This window comes from Shouchella rhizosphaerae (assembly GCF_036700015.1).
Lineage (GTDB): Bacteria > Bacillota > Bacilli > Bacillales > Bacillaceae_D > Shouchella > Shouchella rhizosphaerae.
Genome location: NZ_CP144921.1, coordinates 3407297 through 3419720 on the forward strand (window position 1 = coordinate 3407297; position 12424 = coordinate 3419720).

The window sequence follows — 12424 nt, forward strand, 5'->3', positions numbered from 1 at the left end:
ATCACCATGCGCTTGCCGCCATTAACGAAAATGCAGTTCGTTCATCGCCCCAATCGTTTTGTTGTCGAGTTAAAGCGGACTGATACAGAGGAGAACGTCCTGGCCCATTTGCCTGATCCAGGACGTTTGCGTGAATTGTTAGTAGAAGGCGCCATCATTTGGGCGGAGCCTGCTGTTGACCCGTTGCGAAAAACGGCGTGGACAGCTGTTCTATGTGAGACGCCTGGCGGTGACCTTGTTTCATTAAAAACGACTTTTGCCAACCAACTAGTAGAAGAAGCGCTAGCCTCCCAATCGCTTGAAGCATTTAGTGGCTGGCAGTTAGAAAAACGAGAAGCAACAATAGGCCAATCGCGCTTTGATTTTTTGCTCTCGAAAAACGGACGCACGCTGGTGCTTGAAGTAAAGAGTGTAACGCTTGCTCGGGGCAGCAAAGGGTTTTTTCCAGATGCGGTCACAAAAAGGGGCGCAAAACATGTCCGGGAATTGACTGCTTTGAATTTGTTGCCCGAGTATGAGAGTGCGGTTCTGTTTGTCTCTCAACATAGCAACATTAGCACGGTGGAAATGGAAAGCAGCATAGACGCTGATTTTGCCAAAGCGATTAAGGAGGCAAACGATAAAGGTGTGTTCATTAGCGCTGTAAGCACTGAACTATCCAAACAGAACATTTGTTTAAAAAATCGGATTCCGGTTGTCGTCTGACTTCTCTGTTATTGTGAAAAAATGCTATGATAAGGAAAGTGAGCAAACAGATTGGGGAGTTGTAGATGGTTCATTCTTTTTCAAGTGAATTGCGGGGTGAGTATATACAGCAGCTGGAAGGGGATGTCTTCGATCTACTAGTAATCGGTGGCGGGGTTGCAGGAGCGGGCATCGCCCTTGATGCAGTAGTCAGGGGAATGAAGACTGTTTTAATTGAACGAGCCGATTTTGCTTCAGGTTCTTCAGGTGCCTGGTCAACCCTTTTTCATAATGAGAGTAGGCAGGCCCACCAGCTTGACATGAAATGGCACGGAGAATATGTCAAAGAGCGCTTGATTTTGCATGAAAATGCTCCGCATTTAATGAAACAGCTTCCTTTGCTGCTTCCTGCTTTTAAAGTCGGCATGTTTGGCAGGCATTCTTTTGGTTCAAAGGTAGTTGAACGTATATCAGACTTAGCAAGAAAGGAAAAGCGCAAACATTTATCAAAAAAAGAACTGAATCGCCTTGCGCCTTTGCTTTCTGACAAATCGATCAAAGGCGCTGTTCTCTACCAAGAATTTTGGCGGGACGATGCACGGCTCGTATTTGACTTATTAAAAGAAGCAACTAGAAGGGGAGCAATGGCGCTCAATTATATGAAAGCAGAGACATTTCTCTATGAAAATGGGAAAGCTGTCGGTGTGGTTGCGATCGATCAGTTGACTGGCGAAGCTTATAAAGTGTTCGCTAAAAAGATTATTAATGCGACAGGGATTGAGGCAGATACTCTACGGGAGCAAGACCGGTCTATGTCGGCAAAGACGATTGGCTATATGACTGATGTTTATATGGTCATTCCAAAAGAGCTGCTTGCGATTGACCAAGTTGTTTATTTGGAATTGGACGACAAAAAGCTGATTAGTCTGGCGCCAAGGGGCAAGAAAGTCGTATTGTCTTTGACGGACAGCGATGAAAAGGACAAAAACGAACGAGAGGTCATGTTGGCGAAAATCAATCAGACGTTTCAGGAAGTACAGATTACACCTGATGATATTGAAGCCTCATGGCATGTTAAACGGCCAATTGTGATTGAAACAAATAAAAAAAAGCATGAAGCGATCAGGAAAAATGACTGGTTTGAATCCGCTTCTGGCCTTGTAACAGTCGTATGTGGACACACCACTGGTTATCGTTTATTGGCCCAGCAAATTCTTGACCGTATCGCCAAAAAAGCAGGCCCTTTTTCTCCGTGCGAAACGGATACAGTCACCCTTTCTGGCGGCTATGCAGGCAGCGTTGACCAATTTGACAATTATAAAGAAAAGCGCCTCGCTGAAGGGGTGCAGTATGGAATCAGCCAAGAAAAGGCACAAGAATTAGTCGATATGTATGGTTCGAATGTAGGGGCCATTTATGCACGCTTTTGGTCTTATAAAAAACAAGCACGTTTATTTGGGTTGCCGCCGGTTATTTTTGCACAGCTGCTGTTTTCGATTGAAGAAGAAATGGCGGTTACGCCCGCAGACTTTTTAGTCAGGCGCACGGCGATGTTCTACTTTAATAAAACAGAAGCGTTACATGTCCAGGAAGCGGTTTTTCGCTACATGCGTGATCGCTTTAATTGGAGCGAAGAGCAGGAAGCGCAATACCGAGTGGAATTGGATGCCTTGATCAAGCCTGCAAGCAGGTAAGCCGTTTTTTTGCTGGCAAACCAGTGGAATGCTGTGTAAAATGATAGCGTAGAGCAGTTTTTATGGGAGGGACTCTTTTGAATATTGTGGAGAAAGTGGAACGCTGGAACCAATTTGCACAATTAGAACCAGATGTGCGTCAACAATTGGACGCCATTTTGGATAATGATAAGGCGCTTGAAGATTGTTTTTACCGGGAACTTGCCTTTGGGACAGGAGGCATGCGTGGGGAAATTGGGCCAGGACCAAACCGGATGAATACATATACTGTTCGAAAAGCAGCCGAAGGACTGGCCCGCTTTATTGAAAAACGAGGTGAGACGGCGAAAAGCAAAGGAGTGGCGATCGCTTTTGATTCCCGCCATAAGTCGGCAAAGTTTGCTCATGAAGCAGCAATCACATTAGGCGCTCATGGCATTAAAGCGTACGTTTTCGAAAGTTTGCGGCCAACGCCAGAATTGTCGTTTGCCGTCCGTTATCTCGGGGCTGAAGCGGGCATTGTCATTACCGCTTCTCATAACCCGCCTGAATATAATGGATTTAAAGTATACGGCTCAGATGGCTGCCAATTCCCGCCTGCCCCTGCAGAAGAGCTTGTTGCTTGTGTGCAATCAATCGAAGATGAATTGGCTATTGAAGTTGGCGATGAAGAGGAATTGAAAGCAGCACAGTTATACGAGATCATCTCCACTGAAATTGACGATGCTTATAACGATCAATTGAAGACGATTTTGCTTCAGCCTGAAATGGACAAGCAGTATGGCGATGAGTTGGCCATTGTGTTTACACCGCTCCATGGCACAGCGAATGTTGCGGTTAGGCGCGCCCTAAAAGAAAGCGGGTTTACAAACGTTACAGTGGTGGCTGAACAAGAGCAACCTGATCCTGATTTTTCAACTGTTTCTTCACCCAACCCAGAGGAACATGCAGCTTTTACATTGGCGATGGACTATGGGGAGCGCCAAGAGGCAGATCTTTTGCTTGCTACAGACCCGGATGCAGACCGAGTAGGGCTTGCAGTGAAAGATGACGAGGGAAACTACGTTGTCTTGACTGGAAACCAAACTGGCGCGCTCTTGCTTGACTATCTTCTCGAAACACGCCAGCAAAAGGGGACGCTTCCGCAAAATGGCATAGTGCTCAAGACGATTGTCACGTCTGAACTAGGCCGAGCAGTTGCTGATGCTTACGGACTGACAACCATCGATACATTAACAGGCTTCAAGTTTATCGGCGAAAAGATGGGCGAATATGAACGTTCTGGTGAACATACATTTTTGTTCGGCTATGAAGAAAGCTATGGCTATTTAATAGGTGATTTCGTCCGCGATAAAGATGCTATACAAGCTTGCCTGTTTGCTGCTGAGTTGGCACTCCATTATAAGCGTAAAGGCATGACGGTTTATGAAGCAATGCAGCAAGTTTATTGCAAGTACGGCTATTACCGTGAAGGGTTGCAATCATTAACGTTAAAAGGAAAAGAAGGGGCAGAAAAAATTGCTTCTATTCTTGCCTCTCTCCGTCAAGAAGCGCCTACACATATGGCTAGCAAGCTCATTACAACAGTCGAAGATTTTGAATCGAGACAAGCGCTTGCCACAGCAACCGGAGAACGGACAGCGATTGAGTTGCCAGCATCGAATGTACTGAAGTACACACTTGAGGACGGTTCGTGGTTCTGTGTGCGTCCTTCTGGAACAGAACCTAAAGTGAAGTTTTATTTTGGTGTTGTCGGCTCTAGCAATGAAGAGAGCGAACAAAAACTGACTCAGTTGCAACAAGCGGTCATGTCTTATATGGAAGCTTTTATTTCTTAACATTGCCCTTGCGTACAGGCTTGCTGTACGCCAAGGGTTTTTTCTTCGTTCATGTTCCCCTGCTGCTGTTCATAGAATAGGAAGACAACGAAGGAGGGAGCGCGTTGTCTGACAATCGGAAAGAACTGCAGTATGCGATTGAAGAAATTACTGAAATTGCTAAAGGATTTGGCCTTGATTTTTATGAAATGCGCTATGAAATTTGCCCAGCGGATATCATTTACACATTTGGTGCTTATGGGATGCCAACACGGTATAACCATTGGTCGTTTGGCAAGCAATACCACAAAATGAAACTTCAGTATGATTTAGGGTTAAGCAAAATTTATGAGCTCGTGATTAATTCTGATCCATGCTATGCCTTTTTGTTAGACAGCAATAGTTTGATCCAAAACAAGCTTATTGTGGCCCATGTGTTGGCCCATTGTGACTTTTTTAAAAACAACATTCGCTTTTCCAATACACGGCGCGATATGGTAGAGAGCATGAGCGCAACCGCCGAACGGGTTGCCCACTATGAACATATTCATGGCAAAGAGCAAGTTGAAAATTTTCTTGATGCTGTTTTGGCGATTCAAGAGCATATTGATCCTGGGCTTGTCAAGCCAGTGGAGAGCAGCGAATTGACATTTGAAAAGCCACGAGCTTCTGAATACGAGGATTTGTGGAATTTAGAAGAGCAACCGAAAAAGGAAGCGGCTCCAAAAAAGAAACGTTTTCCTGAAAGCCCTGAAAAAGATGTGCTTCGTTTTATCGAACACCATAGCAGGGAATTGGAACCTTGGCAACGTGATATTTTGACAATGATGCGCGAAGAGATGCTTTATTTTTGGCCACAATTGGAAACGAAAATCATGAATGAAGGCTGGGCCTCTTTTTGGCATGCACGGATCATTAGAGAAATGGATTTAACGAGCGAAGAGGCCGTTGAATTTGCGAAGTTGAACGCTGCTGTTGTCCAGCCATCGAAAACATCCATTAATCCTTATTACTTAGGGTTGAAAATTTTTGAGGATATTGAACAACGCTACAACGAGCCAACAGAGGAAATGCAGCGCAAACAAGGGATTAAGCCAGGGAGCGGGCGAGAGAAAATCTTTGAAGTCCGTGAAATTGAATCGGATACGTCCTTTATCCGCAACTATTTAACAAAAGAGCTCGTCCACCGGGAAGACATGTACTTATTCCAAAAACAAGGTTCCGACTATAAGGTTGTCGACAAAGCTTGGGAAGGTGTACGTGACCACATTACTAAATCGCGGGTCAATGGCGGCTTTCCGTACCTGGTAGTAACGGATGGCGATTACTTAAAAAATGGGGAGCTGTATATTACCCATCGTTTTGAAGGAATTGAACTTGATGTTGGCCATTTAGAGAGAGTCCTTCCTTATCTTTATCAACTATGGGGCCGCACCGTTCATTTGGAAACAGAAATTAATGAAAAACAGATTGTTTTTATTTACGACGGCGGCAAAATGCACCGCAAGTATTTATAGGGGCAGCAGATAGCCCTTTTTTTGTGCAACGTGAGCGAATGTCTTTACGTTACATAGGCATACAAAAAAATTTCAAAATGATCGATATATTAATTGACGGTCGTTTCGTTTCAGAGTAAGATAGATTTTACGACTCTACGGTATTTCGTAATTCTAAGCATTGACTTTAAGAGGTGGTGTAACGGTGGAGACTTTTAGGCGTCTGGCAACGTTTTATCTTCCAGATAAAAGGTTTTTTGTGTTTTCTTTGATCGCATTGTTTTTTGTGACAGCAATTACGGTTGTTTATCCGGTTGTTTTGCAAATCGCCATTGATGTTGGTATTAGCGGCGGAGAATACGGCATTATCCCTTACTTGGCGATCGGTTTAATTTTAATCATGGCAGTAAAAGGAATTGCCACGTACATCAACCAATATTTTGGTGATTTATTTGGCGTACGGGCTGTTTATCGTCTTCGGAAAGCGCTTTATAAAAAACTGCAATTCCTTCCATTTACTTATTACGACAATGCTAAAACCGGCGATTTGATGTCAAGGCTAACAGCGGACGTGGAAGCATTCCGCTTTTTTCTTTCGTTTGGCTGCGCTCAGCTTGTCAACTTTGTCCTGCTTGTCGGCTTTTCGCTGATCGTTATGTTTTACTATTCGGTGCCTTTAACAATTGTGACAATGGTGACATTGCCGTTTTTAAGTGTCGTTGTTTACAAGTTTGATAAACGGGTACATCCGGGATTTCGGCGTGTCCGTAAATCACTAGCTTCGCTCAACACAAAAGTGCAAGAGAATGTAAGCGGCATGCATACGGTCAAAGCCCTTGCCCAGGAAGACACAGAAAAAAACCGTTTCCATAAACAAAATGACGATTATCGTGCAAAAAACGTAGAAGTCGCTAATGTATGGGGAACGTATTTTCCGTTAATGGAATTCATCGGCAACACGTCTGCTGTGCTTCTTCTTGGTTTTGGCGGTTATTTAGCGGTACAAGGCCAATTGACGGCCGGCGAATTAACGGCTTTCTTTAGCCTTGTATGGTTCATAATTGGTCCCATTATGAACCTTGGATTTATTATCAACACGTTTTCACAGTCAAAAGCGTCAGGTGAACGTTTGCTTGAAATATTGGATGAAGAGGAGCGGAAAAACGGAGTAGAGCAAACAAGCTCATATACGAAGCTTGAGGGCGATGTGGTTTTTAAAAACGTCGAGTTACGCTATAACAACAAAGCCAAAAATGCGCTCACCGATATCTCTTTCCATGCACCTAAAGGGTCGACAATCGGGCTTGTCGGTGCAACAGGCTCAGGAAAATCAAGCATTATCCAGCTTATCATGCGCTTTTATGAAAAAACAGCGGGTGACATTTTCATTGATGGCAAACCGGTAGAAGAATATGATGTGAAGGAACTGAGGAGCAATATCGGCCTCGTGCTTCAACAAACGTTTTTGTTCTCTTCTTCTATCCGTGACAACCTTGCCTATGGAAACCCTGATGTTCCGATGGAAGAAATCGTAGCGGCGGCTAAGCGTGCCGATGCACATGACTTTATCAGCTCGCTTCCAGACGGATACGACACGATTCTCGGCGAACGGGGCCTCGGTCTTTCTGGAGGGCAAAAGCAGCGAATTGCCATTGCCAGGGCGATGATTTTAAACCCGAGCATTCTTATTCTAGACGATGCGACAAGCGCTGTTGATATGCAAACAGAAATGAAAATCCAGCAAGCGCTAAAAGAAATAATGGAGGGGCGAACAACGTTTGTCATTGCCCATCGGATATCATCTGTAAAGCATTGTGACAAGATTCTCGTTCTTGAAGACGGGAGCATTGTTCAAGACGGAGACCACGAAAGCCTTCTACAGGAAGAAGGGCTATACAGACGGATTTACGATATCCAAAACCAAGATCAACAATATGTGCTGCAACAAGCGTAAGGATGTGACCAGGCATGGAACAGGCAAGAAGGAAAACTCGTTTTCACTATTCAACTGAGGAAATTATTGAAAAGCCCTTTAACTGGAAACAAATGACGCGTCTATTTTCGTTTTTGGCGCCTTACGCAAAAAGCCTGTTGCCAAAAACGATTTTTGTTATGCTCCTGGCGACGGCAGTGCGGCTGATTATCCCAATATTTATCGGTGTATTCGCTGTCGACAGGCTGGAAAAAGGGTTAGCGACCACCGCCGATATGGTGCTTTATGCAGGCATTGTTTTAGGCTTGTATCTATTCGCCTATGTGGCCAATTTATTCCGTATCCGCTGGACGAACCAGCTTGGCCAGCACGTTATTTTTGACATTCGCAAAAAGCTGTTTGACCATATCCAGCATTTGTCCCATCGATTTTATGACCAGCGTTCAGCTGGCTCGATTCTTGTAAGAGTAATCAATGATGTGAATTCTCTCCAAGATTTGTTTACAAACGGCGTTATTAATTTATTGATGGATGCGGTCATGCTTGTTGGGATTGTGGTGATTTTATTCTCGCTCAGCCCAGAACTTGCGGTTGTCATTCTCATCGTTTTGCCGATTATGTTTTTTATTTCAACGAAACTGCGCCGGCAAATTCGCCGTGCTTGGCAAACCGTGCGTTTGCGCCAATCTAGGCTGAATTCCCATTTGAATGAGAGCATTCAAGGTATTCGCGTGACACAAGCCTATGCCCAAGAACATGAAAACATGGATTTCTTTGACGAAGTGAACAGCCAAAACTACGAGAGCTGGCGCCAGGCTACACGGATGAACGCATTGTTCCGACCATTTGTTGAAATGGCAAGTGCGCTTGGAGGAGCGATATTAATTTGGTATGGCGCGTTTTTAATCCAAAGTGATGCGAGTACATTAGAATTAGGCGTGTTTGTATCTTTTGCTTTTTACATCGGCATGTTTTGGGAACCAATTTCCCGTTTAGGGCAAGTGTACAACCAGCTTCTTGTCGGCATGGCTTCGAGCGAGCGGATTTTTGAATTTCTCGATGAAAAGCCGAATGTGGAAGATAAGCCAGATGCACAGCCGCTTACGGACATAAAAGGAGAAATCGTCTTTAAAGAAGTGGAGTTTTCTTACGACGGCAAACGTCGGGCATTAAACGGCGTTGATCTTACCTTTCATGCTGGCACGACAGTCGCTCTTGTCGGCCATACTGGTTCTGGCAAGTCAACGATTGTCAACTTGATGAGCCGTTTTTATGATCCGACTTCCGGGGAGATTCACTTAGATGGCGTTGATTTAAAAGACATTCGCCTTGCCGATCTGCGCAAACATGTCAGTTATGTCCTCCAAGACACGTTTATTTTCGCAGGCACAATCATGGATAACATTCGTTTTGGCAATCCTTCAGCCACAGACGAAGAAATCATAGCAGCAGCTCAAGCAATCGGAGCCCATTCCTTTATCGAAAAGTTGGAACAAGGCTACCAAACTGAAGTCGAAGAACAAGGGAATGTGCTATCTGTAGGGGAACGGCAACTTCTTTCCTTTGCCCGGGCGTTAATTGCCGATCCGCGTATTTTAATTTTGGATGAGGCTACCGCCAGCATCGATACAGAAACCGAAGTGAAAATCCAAAACGGGCTTAAAAAGCTGTTGGCAGGTAGAACGGCGATCATGATTGCCCATCGCCTTTCAACGATTCGCGATGCCGACAACATCATTGTCCTTGAACATGGCAATGTGATTGAACAAGGTACCCATGACCAACTGATGGAAAAGAAAGGGACCTATTTTGGCCTCGTCAAGTCGCAATATGCTGCAATCAAGGATTAAAAAAGAAGCTTTCCTTCTTTGCCGGAGGAAAGCTTTTTTTCAACGGATAAATTGATTGACTTTTTCGTCAAAAGAGGAGTAGAATAGAAGTCATTCAATTAATCAGATTTTTTGGTGAGTGGACGAAAAAAAGAGAAAAAGATTAAGAGATACCGGGGTGTTAGAGATGAAATATGCATTTGCACAAAGGGTTCGCCATTTGAAGTCATCAGCTGTACGAGACATATTAAAAGTGGTGAACCGGGGGGACGTCATTTCCTTTGCAGGAGGCTTGCCAGATGATGGCTTATTTCCGCTAAAGGCGATTGAAGAAGCATTTAGCCGCGTGTTTGCAAGTGGAAATAAGGCATTGCAATACGGAGAAACAGAGGGGTATCTGCCTTTGCGCGAAGTCATTCTCGAACGGATGGAGAAAAAAGGCATAACAGGCTTAACCGCTGATGAGATGTTATTAACGACTGGTTCGCAGCAGGCAATCGATTTATTTTCCCGCGTGATGATCGGACCAGGGGACGTCATTTTTACGGAAGAGCCAACTTATTTAGCTGCATTGCAAGTTTTTCAGTCGTACGAAGCGACAATTATTCCTGTTAAATGTGATGCAGACGGAATGATGATGGACGATTTAGTTCGAAAAATAAAAGAATATAAGCCTAAAGTCATTTATGTGGTTCCAACATTTTCAAACCCGACAGGCCGTGTTTGGACGCTTGAGCGGCGCAAAGAACTAGTGGGCTTAGCGCGTAAGCACCATGTTCTTATTTTTGAAGACGATCCATACGGCGACATCCAATTTACTCCAGGAGGCTATACGCCAATTGCGGCTCTTGATGATGGCTCCCATGTGTTGTATACGAGTACGTTTTCCAAAACGGCCGTTCCTGCTTTGCGGACGGGTTGGATAACGGGCCCATACCAAATTATCCGCATGATGGCGCAAGCGAAACAGGCCAATGACTTGCACTCCAACTCGATTGGCCATCAGGCACTTTACCATCTATGCCGCGACTTCGATTTTGATGGTCATATTCATAACATTAGTGAGTTGTACGGACACCGGAAGAATGTCATGGTTGATTGTTTGAAAGAGGCGAAAGAGCGCGGCTCGATTCAGTTTATCGAACCAGAAGGCGGCATGTTCCTATGGGTAGAGGCAGAACCGCACATTAATACAGAAGCTTTGCTGCCACGCGCTGTAGAAAAGGGAATGGCCTATGTACCAGGACGGCCATTTTATGCAGGAGCCCCGCAATTAAATACACTGCGCCTTAACTTCACTCATGCAACTGATGCAGAAATTGAAAAAGGTATGGGCATTATGCTCGGCATTTTTGAAGAAGCGAAAGAGAAGTCATTGCTATTGAACTAACTAATCGCTTAGCAAAAGACAGCCTCGTCCAAGACGAGGCTGTCTCAGATCGTAGACAAAACGCCTTTGAGAAAATAATTCTCAAAGGCGTTTTTTTGATGATAAAGAGATGGGTGGATATTGGAGACTTTGGAGTTGGAGGAAGATTCCTCCTCCAACTCCAGGTGGCTAATTTTTTCAAGTTCATCGCACCAAAAACAAACATCGCCTGCATTGCATTTTTTTCCAACCCTTTCAGGTTGGTCCAACGCAGACCATGCTTCTGTTTCAGATCGGCAAAGACACGCTCAATCGTTTCTTTCCGCTTGGCGTAGATGTCTCGGTTCCGTTCAGTATGCCTCAGATGTTCTGCTTCATCCAAGGCATCCTGCCAAATATGGCGAAGGACGAGCTTTTGGTGATTCCGATTCTTTGTGCACTGGGTGAGCAGTGGGCACGACTCACAAATCCGAGGGTCGGAGATATATTCACGATATCCCTCTCGATTCGTTGTTCGGTAAGAAAGCACCTGGTTTTGGGGACAAAGAAAACAATCGTAGTATTCATCATAGACAAACTCGTTTTTCCGGATATAGCCTTTAGGGGTCATCGGGCGTTTATATGGCATGACGGGATGAACGCCTTCTTCTTGAAGTTTTTTGGCAATGGCAGGCGTTTTATACCCCGCATCCACCGCGACAACCTTTGGTTGGCACACTTTCGTTTTCAATTGATCAAACAGTTCGTGGAAAACCTGACTATCGTGGACATTCGCCGGTTTTACGATCGTTCCTAAAACAAATCCATTGGCATCGCAAGCCGTATGGAAATTGTAGGCAAACATCTTTTCCCGCTCGCTTTTGACGTAATAACCGCTCTCAGGATCGGTGGTACTTTCCTTGACCTCCCTCGACGGGTCTTTTTGCGAGGGAGGTAAGGGCTTTTTTCCGTTTTTCACCCGTTCCCCATTGATTTCTTCTTCTAGTTGAGTTTGATAGGCACGCGTCTCGGTGCGTACGACCTTTTTGCGATGCTTTCGTTTATTGGCGTTGGCTTTAATGGAAGTCGAGTCGATAAAAGCCACCTCTGGACTCACAAATCCTTTGTCCATAGCTTGTTTCAGAATCCGATAAAAGAGTTGTTCAAACACATCACTGTCCCGGAAACGACGAACGTAGTTCTTCCCAAACGTAGAAAAGTGGGGGATCTTATCCTCAAAGCCAAATCCTAAAAACCAACGGTAGGCCACGTTGGTTTCGATTTCTTTAATCGTTTGGCGCATCGAACGAATGCCAAAGATGTATTGAATGAAAACCATTTTGATCAACACCACGGGATCAACACTCGGCCGGCCCCTGTCTTTTGAGTAAAGGTCTTCGACAAGGTCATAAATGAAATCAAAGTCAATCGCCGCATCAAGCTTCCGGACGAGATGATCCTCTGGCACCAGCTTTTCAATCCAGACCATTTCCATTTGCATTCGCTTATCTTCCAACTGTTTGGACAACATTCTTCCTCACCCTGTACCTTTTTTTCTCTCTTTTATTGTACAAAAAAGCCTGTCGACTGTCTCGGTAAAACCGAGACTTTGTCGACAGGCTGAGACAGCCTCGTCCAAGACGA

8 protein-coding genes are annotated in these 12424 nt (G+C 44.7%); 7 read left to right on the forward strand and 1 reads right to left on the reverse strand.

Features of this window, described 5'->3' with window-relative positions; all coding sequences use genetic code 11:
• The first annotated feature begins 6 nt into the window (after positions 1–6).
• The 7 genes from sfsA to V5G21_RS16865 all read left to right on the forward strand — a co-directional run bounded on the left by sfsA (position 7) and on the right by V5G21_RS16865 (position 10822).
• Complete coding sequence (gene sfsA, locus V5G21_RS16835; protein ID WP_011246341.1) at positions 7–705, forward strand: DNA/RNA nuclease SfsA; 699 nt, start codon at positions 7–9, stop codon at positions 703–705.
• Positions 706–770: 65 nt separating this feature from the next.
• Positions 771–2378 (forward strand): glycerol-3-phosphate dehydrogenase/oxidase, encoded by a 1608-nt coding sequence (locus tag V5G21_RS16840; protein WP_011246342.1) that lies wholly within the window; start codon positions 771–773, stop codon positions 2376–2378.
• Positions 2379–2440: 62 nt separating this feature from the next.
• Positions 2441–4195 (forward strand): phospho-sugar mutase, encoded by a 1755-nt coding sequence (locus V5G21_RS16845; RefSeq protein ID WP_422397347.1) that lies wholly within the window; start codon positions 2441–2443, stop codon positions 4193–4195.
• A gap of 104 nt (positions 4196–4299) precedes the next feature.
• Complete coding sequence (locus V5G21_RS16850; protein WP_011246344.1) at positions 4300–5691, forward strand: SpoVR family protein; 1392 nt, start codon at positions 4300–4302, stop codon at positions 5689–5691.
• 184 nt (positions 5692–5875) lie between these two features.
• Positions 5876–7624 (forward strand): ABC transporter ATP-binding protein, encoded by a 1749-nt coding sequence (locus tag V5G21_RS16855; RefSeq protein WP_035204459.1) that lies wholly within the window; start codon positions 5876–5878, stop codon positions 7622–7624.
• Between the two features lie 14 nt (positions 7625–7638).
• Entirely contained in the window at positions 7639–9453 is a 1815-nt protein-coding gene (locus V5G21_RS16860; protein WP_011246346.1) for an ABC transporter ATP-binding protein, read from the forward strand.
• Between the two features lie 166 nt (positions 9454–9619).
• On the forward strand, positions 9620–10822 hold the full coding sequence (locus V5G21_RS16865; protein WP_338465527.1) for a PLP-dependent aminotransferase family protein: 1203 nt from the start codon (positions 9620–9622) through the stop codon (positions 10820–10822).
• Here V5G21_RS16865 and V5G21_RS16870 read toward each other — a convergent pair.
• Positions 10770–12311: an IS1182-like element ISBcl1 family transposase gene (locus V5G21_RS16870; protein WP_338464968.1), complete on the reverse strand. Its 1542-nt coding sequence runs from the start codon at positions 12309–12311 to the stop codon at positions 10770–10772. The two genes, V5G21_RS16865 and V5G21_RS16870, sit on opposite strands and share 53 nt — an antisense overlap.
• Positions 12312–12424: the final 113 nt, after the last annotated feature.

Coding starts and splice junctions, on each gene's coding strand:
- sfsA (WP_011246341.1), top strand. CDS start 7: ATGCGCTTGCCGCCATTAACGAAAATGCAGTTCGTTCATCGCCCCAAT.
- V5G21_RS16840 (WP_011246342.1), top strand. CDS start 771: ATGGTTCATTCTTTTTCAAGTGAATTGCGGGGTGAGTATATACAGCAG.
- V5G21_RS16845 (WP_422397347.1), top strand. CDS start 2,441: ATGGGAGGGACTCTTTTGAATATTGTGGAGAAAGTGGAACGCTGGAAC.
- V5G21_RS16860 (WP_011246346.1), top strand. CDS start 7,639: ATGGAACAGGCAAGAAGGAAAACTCGTTTTCACTATTCAACTGAGGAA.
- V5G21_RS16865 (WP_338465527.1), top strand. CDS start 9,620: ATGAAATATGCATTTGCACAAAGGGTTCGCCATTTGAAGTCATCAGCT.
- V5G21_RS16870 (WP_338464968.1), bottom strand. CDS start 12,311: ATGTTGTCCAAACAGTTGGAAGATAAGCGAATGCAAATGGAAATGGTC.